Source organism: Pontixanthobacter sp. CEM42 (assembly GCF_017812015.1).
Classification (GTDB): domain Bacteria; phylum Pseudomonadota; class Alphaproteobacteria; order Sphingomonadales; family Sphingomonadaceae; genus Pontixanthobacter.
Window position 1 is genome coordinate 878,830 of record NZ_JADQTN010000002.1, and the last position, 23,546, is coordinate 902,375.

A 23,546-nucleotide genomic window follows, 5' to 3' on the forward strand; every position below is an offset into this window, starting at 1 on the left:
AGAGCTTCCATTTCAAAAGCCTTAGGGACTGTTTGGTGCGGTCGAGAAGACTCGAACTTCCACGGGCGTTAGCCCACAACGACCTCAACGTTGCGCGTCTACCAGTTCCGCCACGACCGCACACAGTCTGCTGGGGCGAGCATGCTTGCCCCGCTTGGTAGGAGCGCGCCACTAGCAAAGCGTCTGACCCCGCGCAAGCGCAGCTTTGCAGTGCAGTTATATTCTTTTGAGAGCCCCTTCAGGCGAGGCTTGCAGCCTAGCTGGGTTTCCAGCCGATCTCTGCGACTTTGGCGCGTTTAGGGACCGAAGTTACCGCTTCGTTGATCGTCAGACTTTCGCCGGGTGCCAAGGTATTCTGGGGCGGGACTACTTCCCACTGATAGACAGGTGAGTTCCGCTCGTCGCGCATCACCACCAATATCGACGGTACATTGCGCGTTTCGCGGCCTGTATTGGTGATTGTGCCGCTAGCCCCAAAATACTCAGAGCCATCGGGCAATGTGCGGCGGTCTTGCTGGTCAGCCGGGAAATCGAGCACCAGATCAGGCTGCGCGACGGCAAAGGTTGGTTTGTTGACCGGCATCCAATCAGGCAGTCCATAGTAGCTTACAGCCAGTACTGTACCGAGCGCGATAAAGGCGAAAAACGCGGCTGCGGCAGTCCATATTTTCAGCGGGTTGCGGCGCGATCGGAACGGTGGTTCGTAATCGAATTGCGACGTTTCGTCGTAATAGAAGGTTTCCGGCTCGGGCTGCGGTTCCGGCTCTGTTTCCACCACGGTTGGTGGCGGGGCTGGGAAATTGTCTGTCGCTGGTTCCGTCTCGTCGGCCGGTTCGTCTTCAACGGACGCCTCCGAATCGGGTTCGGCAGTCTCGGTTGCCTTCGGCGCTGACTTTGGCTCGGGCGCGTGGGTATTCGTGAAACCGGGTTTCACGGGCTCCGACGCGGTTTCGGGCTCTGGAGCGGGCGCTTCCGAAGCGGACGATTCCTCGGTTTCCGGCTCTACAGTCGGAGCATTTTGATACTCACCCAGATCAAGTTCGGGCCCGTCTTGGTGCCAGCTGTGCCGGCATTTGGCGCAGCGTACAGTCCGTCCGTCGACACCAATGGCGGTGTCCGGAACGACATATTTTGTCGAGCAGGCGGGGCAAGCGATGATCATACTTAACCATCGTCTTACGACTGTGTGCGAATCGCAACAAGGCTTAGCGGACTGTGGGCAGGTTGAACGGTGGCTTTTTTCCACACCGAAGGACGGCTATAGGCGCGGCATAATGAAATTTTCCCGCCTCCAACGGCCCGTTCCAGGGTGTTTGCCATGACCGCAGCGGAGGGCGAAGGCGTAACATTTGACAATGTCGGACTCCGCTACGGGCAGGATCGCGAGGTTCTTAGCGATGTGTCTTTCACACTGCATCCGGGTAGTTTCTACTTTCTGACCGGGGCCAGCGGGGCGGGTAAAACCTCGCTATTGAAGCTGCTCTATCTCGCGCAAAGGCCATCGCGCGGTGCGATCCGGATGTTCGGGACCGATGTGATTACGCTTCCTCGTGACCGGCTTCCATCGTTTCGCAGGCGGCTCGGCGTTGTGTTTCAGGATTTCCGTCTGGTTCCGCATTTGTCGGCTTTCGACAATGTAGCGCTGCCTTTGCGCGTATCAGGCGTGCGTGAGGCTGATCTGGTTAAGCCGGTTACTGACATGCTCGACTGGGTTGGTTTGGAGCACCGCCATGATGCGCGGCCTGCTACCTTGTCCGGTGGTGAGCAACAACGTGTCGCTATCGCGCGTGCGGTGATCGGACGTCCCGATATGCTGGTCGCCGATGAGCCGACCGGCAACGTCGATCCTGAAATGGCACTGAAGCTGCTGCGTCTGTTTGAATCGCTCAACCGATTGGGCACGACGGTGATTGTCGCGACTCACGATGTGCATCTGCTCAAGAAAGTTCCAGAGTCGTTGATCATGCGGCTCGATAAGGGACGTCTCAACGATCCGACTGGTGCTTTGCGCTACCCACCCAAAGCGTCCGGAGGCAAAGTATGAACAATGCAGCCTCCAAACCGCCTGCATTAGGCCGAAAGACCGCACGCGGATTGAAACCGTTCCGCGGCGAGCGCGCTGCGCAATTGGTGCCTCATGCCCGGCTGGCTGGCCCCATGCCTTGGGTTATCGCGATCATGGTAACACTCACGGTCATCGCTGCCGCCGGCGGACTGGCGCTCAACAATGTGGCATCCAGCGCGAGAGCGGAACTGGCTGGTGGCGCGACAGTGCAGATCGTCGAAGCATCAACTGAAGACCGAAATCGGCAAGCGGTGGCGGCAGAAGCACTGCTGGCTGAGCACCCTGCAGTGGCGTCCACCCGGCGCGTCCCTGATGAAGAATTGGATGCATTGCTTGAGCCGTGGTTGGGCGTTGGGACCGACAATGAAGCTGTTCCGGTGCCGGCTCTCATCGATGTCCGGTTGCGGCAGGACGCGACCGAGGAAACTCTGGGAACCTTGCGCGGCATATTGGAAGGCGCTGCGCCGTCAGCTCGGATCGATGCGCAGTCGAGTTGGCTCGCACCCGTGTTTTCGACCATCAGCTCGTTGCAATGGCTCGCGGGTATGTTGGTTATTATGCTGGGTCTGACCAGTGCTGCGGCGGTTTGGCTTGCTGCGCGCAGTGCGCTTGGCACCAATCAGGACACTATCGAGGTCGTCCATTTACTGGGCGGGACAGATACACAAATCGCGCGCATTTTCGAACGCTCAATCGGGTTTGATGCGACGCTGGGCGGTGCCGTCGGACTCGCCTTGGGACTCGGTGCTGTATTGTTTCTAGGGCAGGAGTTCACTGCGCTCGGCTCGGGCATGATGTCGGGCGGCGGGCTTAGTGCGCTGGACTGGATATTGATCGCTTTCATACCGTTTGTCGGGGTAGCGATTGCTATGCTGACGGCGCGGATCACGGTCGTTTCCGTATTGAGGCAGATGCTGTGATCAGACGCATTTTCGCCTTCGCCGCGATCATTTGGTTCGCAGGATTTCTGACGTTCACGCTAACGCTACCCGGTCCCGTGGCCGATGACGAAAGCCGCGTAGTGGTAGTACCGACCGGAGCCGCAGGTAGGATCGAACGCGGCTTAGAATTGCTCGAAGCCGATGATGTGCGAACTATGCTTGTCACCGGCGTCGATCCAGAGGTGAAACCGGGTGAATTCGCTGCCCAGTTCGATGTTCCGATGGATGTAATGCAGTGCTGCGTTGTGCTCGGATTCGACGCTGTGGATACGCGGGGCAATGCGACCGAAACAGCCGAATGGCTGAGGGCCAAGAATATCCGCTCCATCCGCTTGGTTACCACTGACTGGCATATGCGCCGGGCCGCTAACGAATTGCGCAACACGATACCGCCCGCGATCACGATTGTTGAAGATGCCGTGCCATCCGAGCCGTCACTGAGGATTCTGTTCCTTGAGTATCACAAATTTCTGGCGAGCCGTGTAATCGGCTTGTTTCGAGGATAGACAACCATGCTTTTGCTGAGAAATCTTGGTTTTTATCTGACGTTCTACTTGGTCAGTCCGTTCCTCATTCTGTGGGCGGTATCTGTCATGCATTTCAGCGTTCCGATGTTCCGCCGTGCAGTGCGCCGCTGGTGCAATTTCCATCGCTGGTGTTTGCGTATCTTTGTCGGCATCACCGTACGTATCGAAGGTGACAAGGCCGAGGGTGCAGTATTCTACGCGATCAAGCATGAAAGCTTTTTCGAGGCATTGGATGCACCCGCGAATTTTCATTGGCCCGCTCCGTTCGCGAAGCAGGAACTGTTCCGTATACCATTTTGGGGTTGGGGTGCGCGAATCTACGGCTGTGTCCCGGTGGCGCGGGAGCAGGGTGCGAAAGCACTCCGCTCGATGATTTCAGCAGCGAAAACACTGTCGGCGATGGATCGCCCGCTAGTGATCTTTCCCGAAGGCACACGCATCCCGCATGGCGAGCGCGGTGAGCTGCAGGCGGGATTTGCCGGGGTGTATAAGCTGATAAAATTGCCGGTGATTCCGGTCGCCGTGAATAGTGGCCCGCTCTATCACCGTGTGTTGAAGCGCCCAGGGACTATCACCTATAAGTTTGGTGATCCAATCCCACCGGGTTTACCTCGTGAGGAAATCGAGGCCCGCGTGCTGGAAGCGATTAACGCTCTCAACGATTAATGGTCGGAGCGCCCGAAATCGGGTCGCGCATCGTCTTGGCCTTGTTCGATAATTGACCGGCGGATGGCGCGTGTCTTAGTGAATAGATCATGCAAAGCATCGCCATCGCCGCGACGGATCGCACGTTGCAATGCGGTCAGATCTTCGGTGAATCTACCCAACATCTCCAGCACGGCATCCTTGTTCGTCAGGAAAACATCGCGCCACATGGTCGGGTCGGATGCGGCGATGCGGGTAAAATCGCGGAAGCCACCTGCAGAGTATTTGATCACCTCGCTGCGAGTCACATCTTCCAGATCGGAAGCGGTACCGACGATGGTGTAGGCTATCAGATGGGGGATATGGCTGGTCACGGCGAGCACGAGATCGTGATGCTCTGCCTCCATCAGTTCGACGTTTGAACCGAGGTTAGTCCAGAATTGACTGAGTGCTTCTACCGTCTCTGTGTGCGCGTCATCGGGCGGTGTTAAAATGCACCAGCGATGCTCGAACAGTTCGGCAAAGCCTGCCTCGGGCCCGCTTTGCTCGGTACCGGCAACCGGATGTGCCGGAATGATGCAGTGATCTGGCAAGGCGGCTCTCAGAGCGTCGGCAACCGATTGCTTGGAGGAGCCAACGTCGCTGATGATCGCACCCGAAGGCAATGCGTCACGAATTGCTTCCGCAGCAAAACCCATTGCGCCAACTGGCACGCACAGAATGATTAAATCGGCGTCTGTGACAGCCTCTGCTGCGCTTTCGTGGACAGTGCCGACAAGTTTCCGTTCTCGGGCTTTTTGGCGAGTGGCGGGATCGGTGTCATACCCTGCACTAACAATATCAGGCGCATGTTTGGCTATCGCCAGACCTATGGACCCACCCAACAAGCCAAGGCCGATGATCGCAACACGCTGGATGGTCGGAGTGTCGCTCATTGTGCGGTCTCTGTTAGTTCACGCAAGATGCGGGCGACATCGGCCATCTGCTCAGATGTTCCGATCGTAATGCGCACGCCATGCGGCAATCCGGCACCCGGTAGCCACCGTGTAGCGTAGCCGCCATCCGCCAGTGCTCTATAGGCTTGTTCTGCAGTTAGATCGCCGTCGAACAGCACCAACAGGAAATTGGCCTTGCTGGGCAGCGGACGTAGCCCGTGATTGCCCAAACTTTCGATCACCTCAACAAAGCGCGCACGTTCCGCTGCATTGTGTTCTCGCGAAGCGGCCACAAAAGCTTGATCACCGACTGCAGCCAGCGCTGCGGCCTGTCCGTGGTTCGTCACGTTGAATGGCCCGCGAATACGGTTAAGCGATGCGATAATATCGGGATGTCCGGTGGCCCACCCAACGCGTTCACCTGCCAAACCGTAAATTTTCGAGAACGTACGTGTTACCAGAACGTTCGCGTTATCGGCTGCCAAGGACAGACCGCCATCATCGTCTTCGGCAGTCAGATACTCGGCATAGGCTTGGTCGAGCACGAACAGCACGTCGGATGGAAGCGCGGCGTGCAGACGGGCAATCTCCGATGCGGCCAGATAACTGCCAGTCGGATTGTTTGGATTGGCGACAAACACCACTCGCGTTTTGCCAGTTATCGCCGCGATCAACGCATCAACATCGGTCCCGTAATCTACGTCCGGTGCAATAACCGGTGTTGCGCCGCACCGCCGCGCGGCAATCTCGTAAACTGCAAAGCTGAAATTGCTGAAGAGAACTTCGTCTCCCGCTCCGGCATAGGCCTGAGCTGCCAAATTGAGCAATTCGTCAGATCCCGTTCCGCAGACTAGCCGGGCCGGATCGATATCGTGCAGCTCACCGATCGCGGTGCGTAATTCGCCGGAGTCAGGATCGGGATAGCCTGCCGGTGCTTTGGCCTCAGCTAGTGCTGCCAAGGCGGCCGGGCTACTACCCAACGGATTTTCATTCGCTGACAGTTTGACCAGCTCACTTCCGTCATCTGCATGTGCTTTGCCGGGCACGTACGCATGGATGGCGTTGATCCAGGGTTTCGGAGAGGGTTTGTGTGACATCTTGGCGGCGCGTTTAACCGCTTTGTAGCGATTAGGACAGAGGGCTTAGCTTGGCCGATTGATACCGCTGATTGCTAGCCCGATGTATGGGCCAATTGACAGGGCAGCCAGTGTGTCGCAAGCCGCGCGGCCATGACGACCAAGCCCGTCTTTGATGCGATCACGCTTCCCCATCCGCTGCCGCTCGATAGCGGCGAAGCGCTTGACGGCGTGTCGATTGCATATGAGACATATGGCGAACTGGCGCCTGACAAGAGCAACGCGATCCTGCTTTGCCACGCACTGACGGGCGACCAATATGTTGCGAGCGAGCATCCGGTGACGGGGAAACCCGGTTGGTGGGAGCGCATGGTAGGTCCCGGCAAGCCGATTGATACGGACCGTTTCCACGTGATCTGCGCGAATGTAGTTGGCAGCTGTATGGGTTCGACTGGCCCGGCGTCTGATGCGCCCGATGGCAAACCCTATGCGATGCGTTTTCCGGTTCTGACCATCCGCGATATGGTGCGCGGACTAATCGGTTTGCTCGATGTTTTGGAGATCGAGCAATTGCACACAGTCGTGGGCGGTTCGATGGGGGGAATGCAGGCGCTGAGCCTTGCCGCGAACTTCCCCGAGCGGGCTTCGCGTATTTTGGCGATTGCCACCACCGCACGGCATTCTGCTCAAAATATCGCCTTTCACGAGGTCGGTCGCCAAGCAATTATGGCCGATCCCAATTGGGCTGAGGGCAACTACTACGCCAGTGGTAAAACTCCCGATGCAGGTCTCGCCGTAGCGCGAATGGCGGCGCATATCACCTATCTTTCGGAAGCGGGTCTGACCGATAAATTCGGGCGGCGATTGCAGGATCGAGCCGAGAAAACCTTTGGCTTTGATGCCGATTTTCAAGTCGAAAGCTATCTGCGTTATCAAGGCAGCGGTTTCACCCGCCGGTTCGATGCGAACAGCTATCTCTATATTACGCGCGCGATGGATTACTTCGATTTGGCGGAGGAGCATGCAAAAGATGGTCAGGAAGGCCTGTTGGCCGATGCGTTTGCGGGAACCAACGCGCGTTTCTGTGTGATCAGCTTCGACAGCGACTGGCTCTATCCCACCGCCGAAAGTCGCCATGTGGTGCACGCTCTCAATGCTGCGGGCGCGCCAGTGAGCTTTGTCGAACTGTCAGCGCCTTTCGGTCATGATAGCTTCCTGCTCGATGTTCCGGAGCTCGACCGGGTGGTGAAGGGTTTCATCGAATGAGTCGTACTCTGCGCCCTGACCTTGCCGTCATTCTTGACCATGTGGAGCCGAATAGCCGTGCGCTTGATGTCGGCTGTGGTGACGGCGTTCTGATGGCGGCACTTCGCGACCAAAAGCAAGTCGATGCACGCGGGATCGAGATCGACGGGGCCTGCGTCGAACGCTGCGTCGCACAAGGATTGAGCGTGGTGCAGGGCGATGCCGACCGCGATCTGTCTTTCTATCCTGACGGCGCGTTCGATTACGCCATCCTCAGCCAGACGCTCCAAACCGCCGAACGCCCCGATCGCATTATGCAGGAACTACTCCGAGTAGGCCGCCGCGCTTTCGTCAGCTTTCCCAATTTTGCCTATTGGAGAATGCGTTGGGCGCTGCTCAGCCGTGGCCGGATGCCGGTAACGCGGCATTTGCCGGTGACGTGGTATGAAACGCAGAATATCCACCATGTGACGGTCAAGGACTTCGAGGCGTTAGCCGATGATCTGGACATCCAGATCGCCAATCGCTGGTTCTTCACTAACGAGCGCGAGATCGGTGAGGGCGGGGCCAATTGGCGTGCAGAATATGCACTGTTCGAAGTTGGCCGCTAGCATTCTGACCTTCGAGGGTACCGATATTGTATCGGTAAGTGATCAGGTCTAGCATCTAAAGAAAACGGTCGCGCGATCATGTTTGTTTGAAACATGAAAAAAGGAAGCGCGCATGAAATCGATCCTTGGAACACTGCTGGCCAGTTTTGCTCTTGCCGGTTGTGTCGTTCAGTCCGATCCGGATACGGCAGAGGTTCGACCGCCTTTTCCTCAATCCTTCGCCTATAATTGTGATCCGGACGGATCGGCGATGCCAACGCTCGGCGCTCCGTGGTTGAGCGAAAAAAGAGGGTATTTGCCGCTCAGATTCGAGAAAGCGCAGACCGAAGATCCGGCAACCACACCGGAAGTGCAGCAATGCCTCTATTACGACTTTATGTGGCGGTCATTTATCGCACTGAATTGGCCCGCCGCACTTCCGGGTCGGCGGGGTGAGCCGGATAGTGGAAGTTCGATTTTTGCAATTGGCGAATTGAATGCAAATCCGACGACAGTTTGGGAAACATACAAAACACCGCAGGATATCTTCACTACGCCTGACCGCTGGCAGTCGCCTGAGGTCGCCAATTGGGGTGATAGTCCGCTTGGCAAGGGACGAGATTTCCTCGCCTTTCCCGATGCCCTGACCGATTATCGCCCAGATGTGCAGCAGCCCTACTTTTTCGGGTCATCTACAGGTCCGTTGATCGACCAAAACCGCAACTATGTGCGCTATGAAGTCGCGGTAAATGAGGCGTTCTTCACCTATGTTCGTGCCTTCCAATATTACGATGCGAGCAAGCAGCGCGATGCAATCACCCGATACCTGTTAGACCCTACGAGTGTAGGGGCATTCCAACGACCGCCCTTTGGCAATGAGCGCGATTTCGACACGTATCTGAGAGACCTACCGGCATATGCCAGGCAAGGTATGGTCGATGTCAAAGCGGCTTGGAAAGTGCTGCCTGAAGGCGAAGCTGAGAACGCCCGATACTTGAAGCGTCGGATTGTGATCGACGGAGAGGGAAACACCCGGCTTTACGGTTTGGTTGCACTCCATATCCTGCGGTACACGCCCAACAATTTCAATGCGGAGAAAGGCATTGATGGCGCGTTTGTGGCTGCAACATTCGAGCATGTCGACAATGTCGCGATCAACTTTGAGCCACCATCCGACAGTACCTTAGCTCCATCCTTCAATCCAGGGGGAGGCCCCAGGTCACACGAGCAAAAGATGTACGGCTTTGACGGTGCGATCCCGCCTTGCCCGGTTGCGGACAAAAGCCCCGGGCAGGCGCCGTGCTCCAGCGGCGAAACCGATGATCCAAGCCGTGATCCGGTCGATGTATACCGGGTCACTGCGCTTACTGAGCCGATCCAAAACATCAACGCACACTACCAAACGAATGTGCTGGGCAAAGACTTCGAAGGCAGCCCTTCAGTAATGCGATTCTACCGCTTGATCGGAACCCAGAACAAGCATCCCGGCCCGATAGACATGTCCGATCCCGCAAAGCGTAATCTCAATGGCCACCAGGGCCCGATCACCGGCGTTTATACCAATACCAACAATCTGATTAACTCTGCGCTGGAGAGCTATACGCAGAAGAATTTTAGCTGCATTCTGTGTCACGCCAAAGCCAAACCGAAATGCACCCCAGAGAAAGCGTTTGAGGAAGATCACTTCAAGATTCTGACATTCCTGCTCAACTCCGCGAAGTTCGAGGACGGTGAAGGCTGTACGCCCGGTGCCGCCAATTGAGGCAGGTTATCGTAATGAAGATGCCCGGCGAAACCCTACACGATGGAACACATGGAACAGGGTCCAAGGGGCAATTGTGTTAAGCGACCAGTCCTGGCGGTGACGTGCCGACATTGGGATCAACGAATTCAAAGAGCGGTAGCAGGTATAACACTTGCATTTTCCGTAGGAAAATTAGTTTGGGGCGATTAGTTTTTGTCCGCAGGCGAAGCTGCCATGTTGCCGACTGTTCTTGTGATGCTGGATTCCAATAACGCTGGTTCAAGCGTAGGGTGTTGAAATGAAGATAGAACTAGCTGCGAACCCCGATGATGCGGACCTGAAAGTGATCAGTGAGGGCATCAAATCCTTCAATCAGCAGCATCTGCCCGACGATGTTGTCTTTGAACCCGACACCAGATTTGCAGTTTTTGCGAAAGATGATGGCGGAAAGGTGGTGGGTGGCATTCGCGCCAACGCCTATTGGAATTACTGTATTCTCGAACTTGTCTGGATTTCGGACGATGCGCGGGGACAACGCGTTGGCAGTCAACTCATGGCTGCGGTTGAGAGTCACTGCCGCACGCTCGGGTTCGAATACATCCGAACGGAAACGCTAAGTTTCCAAGCTAAGCCATTCTATGAAAAACTTGGATTCAAGGTTTTTGGCGAACTCGTAGATTACCCAAAGGGTCACACAACATATTGCCTAGTCAAAAAGTTGTAGAGTCTGTCAACCGCTCCGCATGCCACTTCACATGGTCGGCCATGACGGTCGAAATGAAGTAATAGGAATGGTCATACCCCTCTTGCATTCTGATCTGCGTGGGGATGCCCGCTTTTTTGCAAGCGAGGGCGAGGAGACCGGTCTTGAGTTGGTCTTTCAGGAAGTCGTCGGCTGTTCCTTGGTCGACCAACAAGTTCGGAAGTTTCGCTCCGTCTTCGATCAGCGCACAGGCATCATATTCACGCCATGCATCGCGGTCATCTCCGATGTATCCGTTGAGCGCTTTCTCGCCCCACGAGCAGTTCAGCGGACTGACAATCGGTGCGAAGGCGCTGACGCTTTTGAAGCGGTCGGGATTGCGCAAAGACGCCCTCAACGCGATGGTCAATGCGCCATGGCCGCCCATCGAGTGGCCGGTGATCCCTTGGCGCTCCATATCGGCAGTGGGGAATTGGGTGGCTATCAGTGAGGGAAGTTCGCGCTCAATATAACTGCGCATGCGGAAGTTTTTGGCCCATGGCTCCTGCGTCGCATCGACATAGAAGCCTGCACCTTGACCGAAATCATACGCCTCGTCATTGGGCACATCCTGTCCGCCCAAATCTTGGCCACGAGGTGACGTGTCGGGCGCAATGAATATCACGCCATGCTCGGCGCATGCGGCGCGGAATTCGCCCTTCTCGGTGACATTGGCATGGGTACAAGTGAGGCCGGATAGATACCACAATACAGGCAGCTTTGCGCCTTCCGTGTGAGGCGGAACGTACACCGAGAATGTCATATCCGTGCCGGTCTCTTGCGAGTGATGCGAATAGACGCCTTGCACGCCGCCAAAGGCGCGGTTCTCGGCCACAGTTTCGAGTGTCATACGATCAGCTTGTTCACTACATTGGTCAGATTATGAGCGACCAAGGGTAAAGCGATGCTGCCCGTGCGCAAGCGAATATACATCATTAGCGCGCCCAGAATGCCGGTAAAGATCAGCGCGACCAGATCGAACTGGCTGCCATCGGTGCTGAAGAAGAACGAATGTCCGAACGCGAAGATGATCGTCACGGCGACGCCTGCCCAGCGCCAGCCATGCTTCACATTTTCCAATGCAGCAGCCACCAGCGCGAGCAACAATCCACGGAACAGCAGTTCCTCGTCAATGCCGGGAATCGTTGCTTGATAGAGAAGCGTTTCGGTACTCGGCGGCTCATTATTGCCGAACAGCAATTGGAGAGTTGTGACCAGTGCGACCATCGCGCCGGTCGCAATCAAAGCAGGTCCTATCGAGCCTTCATTCTGTTTGAGCGTCAGTCCGAGCCGCTCATTGGTAAGCCAGCCAGTTGCACGCTTCAGGACCAGGATCATCAGGATCGTGGTGATGATCGCGGCAATCTTGCCGGTCCAATTATATTGCGTATTTTCGAGCAGGGCGATGCCTTCAAGCGGCGGTGCCCAGAACACGACCATTGAATAGACTGAAAATGCAGCGACTGCTCCGCCGATCCAGCGCCAGTCAATTGTGTCTTTGCCGATGAATTGCAGAACCATCAGTAGGCCGACCACGGGCCCCCACCAGATCGGCATCGAGATAAACAGGTCCATATGCGTGTCCCCCAAATGCACTTGCGGCGCTGTATTACATGAATAATACAGCGCCGCAAGTTTGTGAGTGGCAGATGGCTGTTTAGGGTTAGCCCATCCGCATCATGGTGCAGACTTTGTTGCCCGCCGGATCGCGCAGATAGGCGAGGTGCATTTGCATGCCGCCGCCTTCGCGAATGCCCGGTGGGTCTTCAATCGCGGTGCCGCCATTGGCCACGCCCGCGGCGTGCCATGCCTCCGCCATTTCTGGGCTGTCGACAGCGAAGCCGATAGTGCCACCATTGGCGTGGCAGGCAGGCTGCCCGTCAATCGGCTTGGTCACAATGAAGATGCTGCCATCTTTGATATACATCACACGACCTTTGGGATCGACAGATCCCTCGCGACCGCCCAGTGCGATGAAGCAGGCGTCATAGAACTTTTTGGCGGCGTCGATATCATCGGCACCGACCATTACATGGCTGAACATTGGGTATTCTCCTGTGAGTGGATACGCTTAGCTAGGGCGGTGAATGCCGCAGATTTTGTGGCCGTCAGGATCAGTGAAATAGCACAGATACATTGGCCCCATGCTGCCATCACGCAGGCCCGGAGGGTCTTCGATGCTGGTGCCGCCATTGGCGATTGCAACATCGTGCAATTCCTGAATTTGCTCGGGCGAGTTGCAAGCAAAGCCGATCGTGCTTCCGTTGGATGGCTCGACCGGCTTGCCGTTGATCGGCTCGCTGATGCTGAAGGTTGATCCGTCATGGCTGTAAAACAAACGCGTTTGACCGGTGTCATTCACATGGGCCATCGGCTCGCCCGCGCCAAGCACGCCCAGCACGGCATTGTAGAAACTCTTCGACTTCTCAATGTCGGCAGAGCCAATCATAATATGGTTCAGCATTCTTCTCTCCTTTGACGTGTTTTCTTACAGTTCGATAGCCTTGGTGGCCGTAGCATGGTCGCCAGTGTTGGCAGTGTCTTTGGGGTCGATGATGATCATTTCGACTTCACCGTCTAACGCGCGAGGCCGGTGTTCGGTCCCGCGTGGAACAACAATCATCTGGCCGGCGCCGAGTGTTTCAGTACGATCTCGAAATTCCATTGTCAGCGTGCCTTTGATGACCAGAAACAGCTCGTCGCTGTCGGGATGGCTGTGCCATTGAAAGTCACCCTCTGCTTTTGCGAGGCGCACTTCATTGTCGTTGTAACGCGCAACAATGCGCGGAGCCCAATGGTCGTTGAACTGGCCGAACTTATCGGCAAGATCGACTTTCGATGGAGAGGGCGGGGATGAGGGCTCTGGCATCAGTCTTCCTTCGGCTTGAACCGGTTGTAGATGAAGTCGGGAATGCCACCAGCCGTACTTCCATCAAGCCCGCGATCAGCCTTGACCATGACTTCATAGACCATCGTGCGGCAACTGCGGTACGCAGCGCCTGACTGGGTATTGCACCGGGCTGACCAGCCAGCCATTTCACCCTTCAAAGTGCGATAATCATTTTGCCAACTGTCTTCTTTCCAGACGGAACCTACACGCTTGACCAAAACGTCGATCGCTTTCTCACGCTCAACGCTCGATCCGGCATAAAGCAAGACAACTTTACCGACACTTTCGGTGGTCGCTTCCATCCAGTTCTGCAAAATGGGATCATCGTATGAGAACGATTGAATTTGCTGCAAGACTTGTTTGGCTTCATCGGACGCAATGCGAGCGAAATGTACCTCAAGTTCATTTTTCGGATGTTTGATCACGAATACCTCACCTGCGATCAAATGGTCGAGCATTGCGCGTTCACCATCATCGACCTGTGTATCGGCAGTAAGTGCCCGCTTGATCAACTCGGCATCTTTGGCTGAGAGCGGTGCATCACCGCGCCGGTTCAGCACGTTTGCAACATTGTAGGCATTTACGCTGGTGCTGGTAACGACATTGGTCTCTGCACCGGCCGGAACGGACAATGCCGCCAGACCAGCGACAATCAAAGCTGATACTGCGCGTTTTGCTAACATGTGCATCCCCTGATTGGTTGCTTTCAATACACCACCACGCTGCGGATACTTTCGCCTGCATGCATCAGGTCGAAGCCCTTATTGATTTCGTCGAGCGTAAGCGTGTGTGTAATCATTGGGTCGATCTGGATTTTGCCGTTCATATACCAATCGACAATCTTGGGAACGTCGGTCCGGCCCTTAGCGCCGCCAAAGGCTGTGCCGCGCCAGTTTCGGCCGGTCACGAGTTGGAACGGGCGCGTTTCGATTGTCTTACCCGCCTCAGCCACGCCGATGATAATACTGGTGCCCCAGCCTTTGTGGCAGCTTTCCAAGGCCTGTCGCATAACATCGGTATTGCCTGTGCAATCGAATGTATAATCCGCACCGCCATCGAGCATATTGACCAGAGTTTCGACTACATCACCCACATCCTTTGGGTTCACAAAATCAGTCATGCCAAACTTGCGGCCCCATTCTTCGCGGGCGGGGTTGATGTCGACACCTACAATCCGGTCAGCGCCTGCCATCTTTGCACCTTGGAGGACGTTGAGCCCAATTCCGCCGAGACCGAAAACCACGACGTTATCGCCCGGCTGAACCTTGGCCGTGTTGGTCACCGCGCCAACACCCGTTGTTACTCCGCACCCCACATAGCAGCTGGTTTTGAATGGAGCATCCTCACGGATTTTGGCAACGGCGATTTCAGGAAGGACAGTGAAGTTGGAGAACGTCGAGCAGCCCATATAGTGGTAGATTGTCTCGCCCTTGTAAGAGAAGCGCGAAGTACCATCGGGCATCAGACCTTTGCCCTGTGTCTCACGGATTGCGCTGCACAGATTGGTTTTGCCGCTGAGACACATCTTACATTGGCGGCATTCGGGTGTGTAGAGCGGGATGACGTGATCGTCCGGCGCCACCGATGTAACGCCTGCGCCAATTTCGCGGATGATTCCCGCGCCTTCATGGCCAAGAACCGACGGAAAAAGCCCTTCCGAATCGAGCCCGTCCAACGTGTAGGCATCGGTATGGCAAATCCCGGTCGCCATAATTTCGACCAGCACTTCGCCTTCTTTCGGGCCTTCCAGATCAAGCTCGACAATCTCGAGCGGCTTTTTGGCTTCAAAAGCGACAGCGGCGCGGGTTTTCATATGGCTTCCTCAACGAGCAAATCGGACATTGTCCAATCATGCGCACCACAATGATGCGAAGCCGTCAAGCACTGGCCAGCTGTAAGATGCTTTCTATGCCTTGGTTGCCTGATCCGAGCCGTCTGTGCGGCGCTTGTCCATATCGGCAACCATGCTGTGATTGACGTCACGGTGCTCTGCTTCATCGGCGCGCACGGCGATAATCACATCGCGAAGCCGCGCGTTATGCGGCAACTGCCAATAATCAATCGCGATTTGTGGCGCGGGCACATTCTCGTGTCGCCTCCCATCAACTTCGCTGAGATACTGGGTGTAGCTGAACACGGCTTCCTCTTCGAAATAACCGACAACGCGGTGCGCAGTGCGCGGCGCGAACAAATAGAGGAAGAAGTAGAAGTTGTAGAAAATCAGCTGAACGATCACGATCAATGCCCGCTCGAACCTGCTCGGCTGAGCAATCTCGATAAAGGTCATCAGATGCATCCGCTCGTTTTCCGCCTCGTCCAGCAGGGTACGAATCCAGCCCTCATCATCGCGCATATAGCGCAGCGCTTTAAGGTGCAGCCACAGCCCTCCGACCATGCCGGGTACGGCCGCGACAGTTTCCAGCACCACCGCGCGGTGACCATATCGCGTAGAGAAGAACTTATCAGCGAAGAAACGCAGCAGTTTAACGAATGAAAACGCGACCTTATCGCTGAACGTAACCGGCGCAATATGCACATCCAGATCTGCGTCTAGATTCATCTGCCGAACTAGCGGAGCGGGATTGAGATGTTTCATCGGTCACCTTCATGCGTTCAATAAAACAGCGCGGGATTGCGTGTTCCCGGCTTGACCGAAAAGGGCCAAGCTCAGAAATTCTCCCCCCTTTCAACGCACAAATAGCTATTATGATCCGCAACAAACATCAGATTATTTGCGGCTTCTGTTCGGTTTTATGCAAGTTGATGTCTTAGCGCGCCAAGGCGTCCACTATCCTTCATGCACCGCCTTGGGCACCATACAGGCCATCACACCTTCGCGGCCGTCTTCGCTGCCATAGCCCGACCATTTCACGCCTCCGAACGGAGCATCCACAGCGGATACACCGCCCGTGTTGATTGCCAGCATCCCGGCTTCAACCTCTGCCGCTAAACGGCGACGGCGGGCGGGGTCTTCGGTCCATGCATAGGCAGCCAAACCATAGGGCAGTCGGTTGGCTTCTTCGATCATCGCGTCTTCACCTGCCATCGGGTTCAGGATTGCGACCGGGCCGAAGGGTTCTTCATTCATGATGTCGGCATCTATTGGCACTTCGGAAAGCACGGTCGGCTGGTGGAAATATCCCTGATTGCCGATCCGCTCGCCGCCGGTCAGCAGTTTGCCGCCCTTGTCGACCGCGTTGCCGATCTTCTTCTGGATACCATCGACGCCGCGTGCATTGGCCATCGGGCCCATTTGTACGCCGTCTTCCCAACCATTGCCGACTTTGACCTTTGCAGTGCGTTCAACGAAGCCGTCACGGAACTTATCGAACACGTCCTCCTCGACGAGGAAGCGCGTGGGGCTGACGCACACTTGCCCGGCATTGCGGAATTTGTTGCTGACCATCGTATCAAGTGTCTTGTCGATATCGCTATCGTTAAACACCAGCACAGGGCCGTGCCCGCCAAGCTCCATCGTAGTAACTTTCAGATCGTCTGCGGCCAGTTTGGCCAGATGCTTTCCGACGGGCGTTGATCCCGTGAAAGTCAGCTTGCGGATGATCGGGCTGGCGAGCAGATGCTCGCTGACATCACTCGGCACACCGAACACGCATTGTACGACATTGCCCTGTACGCCTGCATCAAGCAGCGCCTGCACGATGGCGATCCCCGAAGCGGGGGTCTCCTCGCTTGGCTTGACGATGGTCGAGCAGCCTGCAGCCAGCGCGCCGCCGATTTTGCGCATCACATTCAGCGTAGGGAAATTCCACGGAGCAAAGCCCGCGACGGGGCCAACTGGATGATATTGGATTTCTACCCGGCTGCCTTCAGGCCGCACCAGTGTACGACCGTAAAGCCGCTTGCACTCACCGGCATAGAATTCGAGCAGCATTGCCGCATAAATGGTTTCGCCTTTGGCTTCGCCGACGGGTTTGCCTTGTTCGCGAGTAAGCGCCTGCGCGATATCGCCTGCGCGCTCTTTGATCAGTCCTGCGGCTTTCGTCAGTATCGCTGCGCGTTTGTCCGCCGACGTGCGGCGCCAATCGCGGAAACCCTGCTCGGCATTGTTTAGCGCGCGGTCGAGATCGTCCTTAGAAGCGTGCGGAAGAGCAGCAAGTGCGTCGCCGGTTGCCGGATTAAGAACATCCTCGGTTGCGCGGCCACCGCCAGAAACCTGTTCGCCGCCGATAAGAAGGTGAAGGGATGGGTAATCGGTCATGCTGCTATCCTTTGAAAATCGTCTCGCGAGGCAGATGGGCCTTGCTGGGCAAAGTTTCGAGAGATTTCTTCACATTGGTAGTCGAAGGTTCAGCGGAAGGGCGGTACAGCGCGCTTATGAGAATTGTTCTGACCGCCACCATACTGGCATCCGCGTTGCTTTCGCCACCAGTTGCCCAGGCGCAATCCGCCCCGACGGCCACGCTTAGCCTTGAGCAGAAAACCGCTCTGCGCTGCTCGGCAGCCTTTGCGATCATTGCCGGTGCGCAGGCTGCTGGCGATAAAAAGGCGCTTGGCTATCCTCCGATGGCAGAGCGAGGCCAGGAATTTTTTGTCCGCTTCTCTGCAGGGTTGATGGATAGCAAAAATATAACCCGTGATGCTGTCGCCGCGATGCTCCGCACAGAAGCGCATAAACTGTCCGCAGCAGGCGAAGTTCATCAGATTATGCCATCTTGCTTACTTTTGCTCGAAGGATCGGGCGTTTAATCTGACAATTTTCACAATGCGGCGTCACAATTGTGGACGCCCGCAGATGCTTGAGGCAATAGAGTAGCATGTGGCGTCTCTACCAATTTCCGCTGTGCCCGTTCAGCCGCAAGGTCCGTCTGCTGCTGAGCGAAAAAGGCGTCGGTTATGAATTGTGGCGCGAAAATCCGTGGGAAGGTAGCGACGAGTTCTGGGAGCTGAACCCGGCTGGCCGCACGCCGGTTCTGCACGACGCCGAGAAGAAGATCACGCTGTGTGACAGCCGCGCGATCTGTGAATATTTTGAAGAGACGGTCGATCAGTCACCGATGATCAATGGTACGGTCAAAGAGCGCGCGGAAATCCGCCGTTTGATCGCCCTGTTTGACGAGAATTTCTTCGCCGATGTCACAGCTCCGCTGCTGCATGAGCGGATGAAGAAGCGCCTAATTCTGCGGCAACCGCCGGATTCGCGCGCTTTGGCGCAAGCAATGAAGATGGCGCATGGTCACCTCGACTATATGGATTATCTGATTGATACGCGTCCTTGGCTGGCTGGCTCGCGCATGAGTCTTGCCGATCTGACTGCTGCGGCACAGATCAGCGTTGCCGACTATCTTGGCGGGATTGATTGGAAAGGGCACGAACAGACCAAGGGCTGGTACTCGGTGTTCAAAAGCCGCCCCAGCTTCAGGCCGCTGCTGAGCGAGCGGATGGAAGTTATCCAACCGCCCAGCCACTATGCGGATGTGAATGCGTAGTTTGCTTGGCCTCAAGCGCCGGCGCTCACATCCGTTGGCTTAGGCTTCCGCGCTAACCGCGCGTCGGGCAGTCGCCCTCTGGCTGCCGCGACCAAGATCGGGTTCCAACTATAACGGCTTGGAACGGTCCGGTTCGCGATAAGCGAACCGCAAGGCCGACTGGCCGTCCGAGCTTATGCGAGGAAGCCAAGCGAGCCGGATGGCTCGCGCCCGGCGATTGAGGGCTAAGACAAAAAATCGGATGCGACCTCCGGCGCTTGAGGCCAAACAAAAAATACCCATATTCTCCAACAAAGGAGACACTCAATGTCTGATCCCAAGACCATCACCGACAGCGAATGGCGCGAAAAGCTGACGCCTGAGCAGTTCCATGTCCTTCGCCAAGCAGGCACAGAGCGTGCTTTCACAGGCGAATATGATAAACACTTTGAAGAAGGCGAATATGTCTGCGCTGGATGCGGAACCAAGCTGTTTGCCAGCGATACGAAGTATAATTCGGGCTGCGGCTGGCCTGCGTTCACCAAACCTGCAGATGGCGATATGGTGATGGAGCATCGCGACACCTCGCACGGTATGATCCGCACCGAGGTGACATGCTCCAATTGCGGCGGACATCTGGGACATGTGTTCCCTGATGGGCCGCAGGATCAGGGGGGATTGCGCTACTGCATCAACAGCGCGTCGCTCGATTTCAATCCGGACGGCATCTTGAAAGATGTGCCGAAGAGCTAGGCCCAAGAACTAGAGCGGGGTAACAATTAACTTTGGCCGTTCACGCCGGGTTACAACTGGCCTATGCAATGCCCAGAAGCGAATTTGGCGCCGTAAGCGCCGCTATAAGGGTAACCGGATTCAATGGCTAAGCGTGGCAGCCGGCGGAAAGCCGCGGCAAGCCGTAAAACAGAAAAAGCGAAGCCCACCGGCTGGCGCTTGTGGTTTCGCCGCCTGTTTATCTGGGGCAGCGGTTTTGCGCTGTTGGGCGTGCTGTTTCTGGGCCTCGCAGTGGTCTTCGCTGCACGGTCATTGCCGAGCTACCAGGATCTGAAAGCTACGCAGAACGCGCAGACAATTATTGTCCGCGCGCGCGACGGAACCGAGATTGTCGAGCTCGGGCCAACCTTCGGCAAATGGCTAGATAGCGACGAAATTCCGCAAGTCATGAAAGACGCGATGATCTCGGTCGAGGATCGCCGTTATTACAGTCATTTTGGGGTTGATCCGATTGGTTTGGCGCGTGCCACTTGGGTTTGGGCGACAGGCGACAAACGCTTTGGTGCGACCTCGACTATCACGCAGCAATTGGCGCGGAACGTGTTCCTCAACTCCAACCGGACGCTTGACCGGAAAATGCGCGAAGCGGTTCTGGCGATGGCGATGGAGAGCAAATTCTCCAAGGAGCAGATCCTCGAGCTCTATCTCAACAAGGTCTATTTTGGCGGCGGCGCATACGGGATCGACAGCGCGAGCCGGAAATTTTTCAGTCATCCCGCTACGGAACTTGAGACTGCCGAAGCTGCAATCATTGCCGGGTTAGTAAAAGCACCGTCGCGCTACTCACCGACAGCTGATGTGCAGGCGGCCGTGGATCGCGCGCAGGTCGTTTTGCGGTTGATGAAAGAGCAAGACCGGATTGATCCCAGCGTGACGGTGGACCCAGCGACCGTCAATCTCAAAGAAGATCGCGGTCAGAACTCGGTTCGCTATTTCACCGATTGGGCGCTTCCGCAGCTTGATTTGCTACTGCCTGAAACATTCGAGCCTATCGAAGTGTGGACTACACTTGATGTCGGGATGCAGCGCACTGCTGCCGCATCAATAAAATCGAACACACCCGATGGTGCTCAAGGCGCGCTGGTCAGCCTTGACCGCGACGGCGCAATCCTCGCGATGATTGGCGGGACTGATTACGTCGAAACAAACTACAACCGCGCGACCGATGCAGTGCGGCAACCGGGGTCGGCCTGGAAGCTGTTCGTATATTTGGCGGCGCTGGAATCCGGCTATACACCCGAGGCACCGGTGAAGGATGTGCAGACCACAATCGACGGCTGGACTCCGCGGAACTCCAATGGCCGGTATGCCGGTGAGATCGATGTCCGCACGGCATTTGCCTATTCCAAAAACACCGTGGCCGCCCAGCTGGGTTACGAAGTCGGTTTTGGAACCGTGGCCAGCATGGCCAAGCGGTTTGGGATTACCACCCCGATCCAGACATATCCCTCGATGGTTTTGGGAAGCAGCGAAACCCGCGTGATCGATATGACTCGCGCCTTCGCAGCGGTGTCGGCGGGCGGCAATTCGGTTGATCCATATGGAATCGTCAAAGTGACGACCGCGGGCGGCGAGACATTGTATGAGCATGAGCGGAAGCGCGCCACGCGTCTCGTGCCCGAATATGTCGCAGCGGGAATCACCGATTTGCTGCAAACGGCGGTCAATACAGGTACAGGCCGCGCGGCGCAGATTGGTCGCCCGGTCGCGGGTAAAACCGGCACCACATCCTCCAACAAGGATGGCTGGTTCATTGGTTTCTCCAGCGGGATCACGACCGGCGTGTGGATGGGTCGCGACGATGCGAAGCGTGTGGGCGGATTGCAGGGTGGACGCGCGCCAGCGCAAGCCTTCGCTGCCTATATGCGCTATGCGGTGAAAGATCGCCCGATCGAGCAATTCAATACCGAGTTGAAGCTGCCCGAATGGCAATTGGAGCCCGATGACGAGTTCTACTTCGGCGATCCGGAGGACTATTACTACATCGACGAGCAAGGCAATTTGATCGAGCCGGGTCTGGGCGACGGCGAGCGCGACCCTGATTTCAGTGTCGAAGGCGGGGAACAGCCCGGTAACGCTGCGGACCGTCCACAAGTGCCAGAGAATAATGCGCCGCCAGCGGCTAGCGACGATTTCCTCGATCAGGCGACGGGCGAGCGGCCCACTGCTCCGGTAGAGAGGCCAGCACAACGCGCTGTTCAGCCTACGCCGCCGTCACCGAGACCAAGTGAACAGGCGCAGCCGCCTACCCGTTAGGATGATGCGCAAACAAAAGCCCCGCCGGATCGAACCAGCGGGGCTTTTTCTTTTTCGGGTTTGTTTCGCTTAGCGAATACGGACCGCACGGTAGACGGTTGGTCCACCTGGCCGTTGGAACTGCAGCAGTACCGCGTCGCGGTCACCTTCTTCTGCTTCGGTGACGGCTTTCTCCAGATCCTCAATCGAATTAACCGGCTGATAGTTCGCCGATTTGATGATGTCGCGGCGTTGTAGGCCTTTGCGCGCTGCGTCGGAATTGCGATTCACAGCAACAATCGCCAGTCCCGTCGTATCGCTGCTCACACCCAGTTGACGTGCGATCGTTGCGGATAGCGGAACAACTTGAAGGCCCAGCTTTTCGATGATCGGGCTTTCGGTATCAGCCTCATCGGGCATTTCCGGCTCGGCATCCTGACTGAACATTTGCTGGTTGCGCATCTCTTCTGCGCTAGGGCGTTTGCCCACGGTTGCCTGCACGGTCCGGCGTTTGCCTTCGCGGTACAGTTCTATCGGGATCGTTACGCCGGGCTTCACATTGGCGACCAAGAAGGACAGCGTTTGATCTTGCGTGACGGCTTTTCCGTCGACTTTGGTCACGATGTCGCCAGCGCGAATGCCGGCATTATCGGCGGGAGCGTCCGGTTGAACGAGCTGTACAAACTCGCCTTGGTTCTTAGGCAAACCAAGCGATGCAGCCAGATCTTCGTCAACTGGTTGAATGCTCACACCCAAGAAGCCGCGCTCGATTTCTTCACCTGATTTGAGTTGCTCGACGATCGGTGTGGCAATATCGGCCGGAATTGCGAAACCGATGCCAACGCTTCCGCCCGTTGGCGAGATGATCGCGTTGTTAATGCCGATGACGTTGCCCTGCATATCGAATAGCGGGCCGCCCGAATTGCCGCGATTGATGCTGGCATCGGTTTGGATGTAACGATCATAGGCACCGCTGCCGGTATTGCGAAGTACCGACGACACGATGCCGCTTGTTACAGTGCCGCCGAGACCAAAGGGATTGCCAATCGCAATAACCCAGTCACCGACCCGTGCTTGTTCTGAGCCGCCAAATTTGACGAATGGAAAGTCATCACCACCTTGAATTTTCAGCACCGCAAGGTCTGATTGCGGATCGGTACCTACCAGTTCTGCATCATATTCTTTACCATCGGGGAAGGTAACCGTAATCTCTTCAATCGTCCCGACCGGGCGACCGTTTCGGTCGGTCTGCGGCGCCACAACGTGATTGTTAGTGACAACGAAGCCGTCTGCTGAGATTATAAAGCCAGAACCCAATGACCGCCCTTCGCGCGTTTGGGGCTGCGCATCACCGCCGCTGCGACGGTTTCCGAACATCCCTTCAAGAGGTGTCCCGGCAAATGGGCTATTTCGAGTCTGCACTTCGATTTGCTGGCGGGTCGAAATATTGACCACCGCAGGCTGAAGTTGCTCGGTCAAATCGGCAAAGCTTTCGGGAGCACCAGCGCGGGGAACCGCGCGTTGCATCTCGATGCCTTCATTTTGGGCTGTTTGGGCTCCTGCGGGGTATCCCCCGACCAAGGAGATGGCTGCGCCGCCAACTAGCAGCGCGGAAGTCAATCCATAAGCATATCGCACAGGCTTCACGTCCTTTTATTCCTCTTCATTACTGGGCGCGTCACCGCGCCAAAAT

25 protein-coding genes and 1 tRNA gene are annotated in these 23,546 nt (G+C 56.4%); 12 read left to right on the top strand and 14 right to left on the bottom strand.

Annotated elements, in window-relative coordinates:
* Positions 1-33 precede the first annotated feature (33 nt).
* Positions 34-120, bottom strand: a tRNA-Leu gene (locus J9777_RS14130).
* 136 nt (positions 121-256) lie between these two features.
* The gene (locus tag J9777_RS14135) at positions 257-1,162 is read right to left on the bottom strand and encodes a zinc-ribbon domain-containing protein (protein WP_209349428.1); all 906 of its coding nucleotides are present in this window, start codon (positions 1,160-1,162) and stop codon (positions 257-259) included.
* Between the two features lie 156 nt (positions 1,163-1,318).
* Between J9777_RS14135 and ftsE the strand changes: the two genes are divergently transcribed.
* From ftsE to J9777_RS14155, 4 genes are read left to right on the top strand one after another with little or no spacing between them, the layout of a single operon-like run.
* Complete coding sequence (gene ftsE, locus J9777_RS14140) at positions 1,319-2,044, top strand: cell division ATP-binding protein FtsE (RefSeq protein ID WP_209349429.1); 726 nt, start codon at positions 1,319-1,321, stop codon at positions 2,042-2,044.
* The gene (locus J9777_RS14145) at positions 2,041-2,985 is read left to right on the top strand and encodes a cell division protein (protein WP_245228760.1); all 945 of its coding nucleotides are present in this window, start codon (positions 2,041-2,043) and stop codon (positions 2,983-2,985) included. Before ftsE ends, J9777_RS14145 begins: the two co-directional genes overlap by 4 nt.
* Positions 2,982-3,512 (top strand): YdcF family protein, encoded by a 531-nt coding sequence (locus tag J9777_RS14150; RefSeq protein ID WP_209349430.1) that lies wholly within the window; start codon positions 2,982-2,984, stop codon positions 3,510-3,512. The genes J9777_RS14145 and J9777_RS14150 overlap by 4 nt, the downstream gene beginning before the upstream one ends.
* 6 nt (positions 3,513-3,518) lie before the next feature.
* Positions 3,519-4,199 carry a lysophospholipid acyltransferase family protein gene (locus tag J9777_RS14155; RefSeq protein ID WP_209349431.1) on the top strand — a complete coding sequence of 227 codons (681 nt, stop codon included), beginning with the start codon at positions 3,519-3,521 and terminating at the stop codon, positions 4,197-4,199.
* On the opposite strand, the gene J9777_RS14160 is transcribed toward J9777_RS14155, so the two are convergent.
* Complete coding sequence (locus J9777_RS14160) at positions 4,196-5,113, bottom strand: prephenate/arogenate dehydrogenase family protein (protein ID WP_209349432.1); 918 nt, start codon at positions 5,111-5,113, stop codon at positions 4,196-4,198. The two genes, J9777_RS14155 and J9777_RS14160, sit on opposite strands and share 4 nt — an antisense overlap.
* Positions 5,110-6,210, bottom strand: coding sequence for a histidinol-phosphate transaminase (locus J9777_RS14165; RefSeq protein ID WP_209349433.1), 1,101 nt, complete (start codon positions 6,208-6,210; stop codon positions 5,110-5,112). Before J9777_RS14165 ends, J9777_RS14160 begins: the two co-directional genes overlap by 4 nt.
* A 132-nt stretch (positions 6,211-6,342) precedes the next feature.
* Here J9777_RS14165 and J9777_RS14170 point away from each other — a divergent pair, with 132 nt between their 5' ends.
* The 4 genes from J9777_RS14170 (at position 6,343) to J9777_RS14185 (ending at position 10,492) form a co-directional block, all read left to right on the top strand.
* A complete protein-coding gene (locus J9777_RS14170) occupies positions 6,343-7,455 on the top strand; it encodes a homoserine O-acetyltransferase (RefSeq protein WP_209349434.1) in 1,113 nt (370 codons plus the stop codon).
* Entirely contained in the window at positions 7,452-8,045 is a 594-nt protein-coding gene (metW, locus tag J9777_RS14175) for a methionine biosynthesis protein MetW (protein WP_209349435.1), read from the top strand. The genes J9777_RS14170 and metW overlap by 4 nt, the downstream gene beginning before the upstream one ends.
* 112 nt (positions 8,046-8,157) lie before the next feature.
* A complete protein-coding gene (locus J9777_RS14180) occupies positions 8,158-9,786 on the top strand; it encodes a hypothetical protein (protein WP_209349436.1) in 1,629 nt (542 codons plus the stop codon).
* Positions 9,787-10,066: 280 nt separating this feature from the next.
* Positions 10,067-10,492: a GNAT family N-acetyltransferase gene (locus tag J9777_RS14185; RefSeq protein WP_209349437.1), complete on the top strand. Its 426-nt coding sequence runs from the start codon at positions 10,067-10,069 to the stop codon at positions 10,490-10,492.
* Here the strand turns inward: J9777_RS14185 and fghA are convergent.
* From fghA to J9777_RS14230, 9 genes are all read right to left on the bottom strand, one after another.
* On the bottom strand, positions 10,479-11,360 hold the full coding sequence (gene fghA / locus J9777_RS14190; RefSeq protein WP_209349438.1) for an S-formylglutathione hydrolase: 882 nt from the start codon (positions 11,358-11,360) through the stop codon (positions 10,479-10,481). The genes J9777_RS14185 and fghA overlap by 14 nt on opposite strands.
* Positions 11,357-12,085: a CPBP family intramembrane glutamic endopeptidase gene (locus J9777_RS14195; protein ID WP_209349439.1), complete on the bottom strand. Its 729-nt coding sequence runs from the start codon at positions 12,083-12,085 to the stop codon at positions 11,357-11,359. The genes fghA and J9777_RS14195 overlap by 4 nt, the downstream gene beginning before the upstream one ends.
* Positions 12,086-12,173: 88 nt before the next feature.
* Positions 12,174-12,554 (bottom strand): VOC family protein, encoded by a 381-nt coding sequence (locus J9777_RS14200; protein WP_209349440.1) that lies wholly within the window; start codon positions 12,552-12,554, stop codon positions 12,174-12,176.
* A gap of 27 nt (positions 12,555-12,581) precedes the next feature.
* Positions 12,582-12,974, bottom strand: a complete 393-nt coding sequence (locus tag J9777_RS14205) for a VOC family protein (RefSeq protein WP_209349441.1) — start codon at positions 12,972-12,974, stop codon at positions 12,582-12,584.
* 24 nt (positions 12,975-12,998) lie between these two features.
* Positions 12,999-13,379, bottom strand: a complete 381-nt coding sequence (locus J9777_RS14210) for a cupin domain-containing protein (RefSeq protein WP_209349442.1) — start codon at positions 13,377-13,379, stop codon at positions 12,999-13,001.
* The gene (locus tag J9777_RS14215; RefSeq protein WP_209349443.1) at positions 13,379-14,083 is read right to left on the bottom strand and encodes a hypothetical protein; all 705 of its coding nucleotides are present in this window, start codon (positions 14,081-14,083) and stop codon (positions 13,379-13,381) included. Before J9777_RS14215 ends, J9777_RS14210 begins: the two co-directional genes overlap by 1 nt.
* 23 nt (positions 14,084-14,106) lie before the next feature.
* Positions 14,107-15,213 (bottom strand): S-(hydroxymethyl)glutathione dehydrogenase/class III alcohol dehydrogenase, encoded by a 1,107-nt coding sequence (locus J9777_RS14220; protein WP_209349444.1) that lies wholly within the window; start codon positions 15,211-15,213, stop codon positions 14,107-14,109.
* Positions 15,214-15,306: 93 nt separating this feature from the next.
* The gene (locus tag J9777_RS14225) at positions 15,307-15,960 is read right to left on the bottom strand and encodes an alternative oxidase (RefSeq protein WP_209349603.1); all 654 of its coding nucleotides are present in this window, start codon (positions 15,958-15,960) and stop codon (positions 15,307-15,309) included.
* 228 nt (positions 15,961-16,188) lie between these two features.
* On the bottom strand, positions 16,189-17,619 hold the full coding sequence (locus J9777_RS14230; RefSeq protein WP_209349445.1) for an NAD-dependent succinate-semialdehyde dehydrogenase: 1,431 nt from the start codon (positions 17,617-17,619) through the stop codon (positions 16,189-16,191).
* Positions 17,620-17,735: 116 nt separating this feature from the next.
* Here J9777_RS14230 and J9777_RS14235 point away from each other — a divergent pair, with 116 nt between their 5' ends.
* The 4 genes from J9777_RS14235 to J9777_RS14250 all read left to right on the top strand — a co-directional run bounded on the left by J9777_RS14235 (position 17,736) and on the right by J9777_RS14250 (position 21,874).
* Positions 17,736-18,107 carry a hypothetical protein gene (locus J9777_RS14235; RefSeq protein WP_245228761.1) on the top strand — a complete coding sequence of 124 codons (372 nt, stop codon included), beginning with the start codon at positions 17,736-17,738 and terminating at the stop codon, positions 18,105-18,107.
* 68 nt (positions 18,108-18,175) lie between these two features.
* Positions 18,176-18,847, top strand: a complete 672-nt coding sequence (locus J9777_RS14240) for a glutathione S-transferase family protein (RefSeq protein WP_209349446.1) — start codon at positions 18,176-18,178, stop codon at positions 18,845-18,847.
* 306 nt (positions 18,848-19,153) lie between these two features.
* Positions 19,154-19,579: a peptide-methionine (R)-S-oxide reductase MsrB gene (msrB, locus tag J9777_RS14245; RefSeq protein ID WP_209349447.1), complete on the top strand. Its 426-nt coding sequence runs from the start codon at positions 19,154-19,156 to the stop codon at positions 19,577-19,579.
* A 123-nt stretch (positions 19,580-19,702) separates the two neighbouring features.
* On the top strand, positions 19,703-21,874 hold the full coding sequence (locus tag J9777_RS14250) for a PBP1A family penicillin-binding protein (protein WP_209349448.1): 2,172 nt from the start codon (positions 19,703-19,705) through the stop codon (positions 21,872-21,874).
* Positions 21,875-21,943: 69 nt separating this feature from the next.
* Here J9777_RS14250 and J9777_RS14255 read toward each other — a convergent pair whose 3' ends face one another.
* Positions 21,944-23,491 carry a Do family serine endopeptidase gene (locus J9777_RS14255; protein ID WP_209349449.1) on the bottom strand — a complete coding sequence of 516 codons (1,548 nt, stop codon included), beginning with the start codon at positions 23,489-23,491 and terminating at the stop codon, positions 21,944-21,946.
* Positions 23,492-23,546: the final 55 nt, after the last annotated feature.

Excerpts from the sequence above, each read along its gene's own strand:
- J9777_RS14165 (WP_209349433.1), bottom strand. The coding sequence starts at position 6,210 with ATGTCACACAAACCCTCTCCGAAACCCTGGATCAACGCCATCCATGCG.
- J9777_RS14195 (WP_209349439.1), bottom strand. The coding sequence starts at position 12,085 with ATGGACCTGTTTATCTCGATGCCGATCTGGTGGGGGCCCGTGGTCGGC.
- J9777_RS14205 (WP_209349441.1), bottom strand. The coding sequence starts at position 12,974 with ATGCTGAACCATATTATGATTGGCTCTGCCGACATTGAGAAGTCGAAG.
- J9777_RS14230 (WP_209349445.1), bottom strand. The coding sequence starts at position 17,619 with ATGACCGATTACCCATCCCTTCACCTTCTTATCGGCGGCGAACAGGTT.
- J9777_RS14235 (WP_245228761.1), top strand. The coding sequence starts at position 17,736 with ATGAGAATTGTTCTGACCGCCACCATACTGGCATCCGCGTTGCTTTCG.
- J9777_RS14210 (WP_209349442.1), bottom strand. The coding sequence starts at position 13,379 with ATGCCAGAGCCCTCATCCCCGCCCTCTCCATCGAAAGTCGATCTTGCC.
- J9777_RS14240 (WP_209349446.1), top strand. The coding sequence starts at position 18,176 with ATGTGGCGTCTCTACCAATTTCCGCTGTGCCCGTTCAGCCGCAAGGTC.
- J9777_RS14215 (WP_209349443.1), bottom strand. The coding sequence starts at position 14,083 with ATGTTAGCAAAACGCGCAGTATCAGCTTTGATTGTCGCTGGTCTGGCG.
- J9777_RS14145 (WP_245228760.1), top strand. The coding sequence starts at position 2,041 with ATGAACAATGCAGCCTCCAAACCGCCTGCATTAGGCCGAAAGACCGCA.
- metW (WP_209349435.1), top strand. The coding sequence starts at position 7,452 with ATGAGTCGTACTCTGCGCCCTGACCTTGCCGTCATTCTTGACCATGTG.
- J9777_RS14180 (WP_209349436.1), top strand. The coding sequence starts at position 8,158 with ATGAAATCGATCCTTGGAACACTGCTGGCCAGTTTTGCTCTTGCCGGT.
- J9777_RS14250 (WP_209349448.1), top strand. The coding sequence starts at position 19,703 with ATGGCTAAGCGTGGCAGCCGGCGGAAAGCCGCGGCAAGCCGTAAAACA.
- fghA (WP_209349438.1), bottom strand. The coding sequence starts at position 11,360 with ATGACACTCGAAACTGTGGCCGAGAACCGCGCCTTTGGCGGCGTGCAA.
- J9777_RS14155 (WP_209349431.1), top strand. The coding sequence starts at position 3,519 with ATGCTTTTGCTGAGAAATCTTGGTTTTTATCTGACGTTCTACTTGGTC.
- J9777_RS14135 (WP_209349428.1), bottom strand. The coding sequence starts at position 1,162 with ATGATCATCGCTTGCCCCGCCTGCTCGACAAAATATGTCGTTCCGGAC.
- J9777_RS14225 (WP_209349603.1), bottom strand. The coding sequence starts at position 15,960 with ATGAATCTAGACGCAGATCTGGATGTGCATATTGCGCCGGTTACGTTC.
- J9777_RS14220 (WP_209349444.1), bottom strand. The coding sequence starts at position 15,213 with ATGAAAACCCGCGCCGCTGTCGCTTTTGAAGCCAAAAAGCCGCTCGAG.
- msrB (WP_209349447.1), top strand. The coding sequence starts at position 19,154 with ATGTCTGATCCCAAGACCATCACCGACAGCGAATGGCGCGAAAAGCTG.
- J9777_RS14200 (WP_209349440.1), bottom strand. The coding sequence starts at position 12,554 with ATGTTCAGCCATGTAATGGTCGGTGCCGATGATATCGACGCCGCCAAA.
- J9777_RS14160 (WP_209349432.1), bottom strand. The coding sequence starts at position 5,113 with ATGAGCGACACTCCGACCATCCAGCGTGTTGCGATCATCGGCCTTGGC.
- J9777_RS14170 (WP_209349434.1), top strand. The coding sequence starts at position 6,343 with ATGACGACCAAGCCCGTCTTTGATGCGATCACGCTTCCCCATCCGCTG.
- ftsE (WP_209349429.1), top strand. The coding sequence starts at position 1,319 with ATGACCGCAGCGGAGGGCGAAGGCGTAACATTTGACAATGTCGGACTC.
- J9777_RS14185 (WP_209349437.1), top strand. The coding sequence starts at position 10,067 with ATGAAGATAGAACTAGCTGCGAACCCCGATGATGCGGACCTGAAAGTG.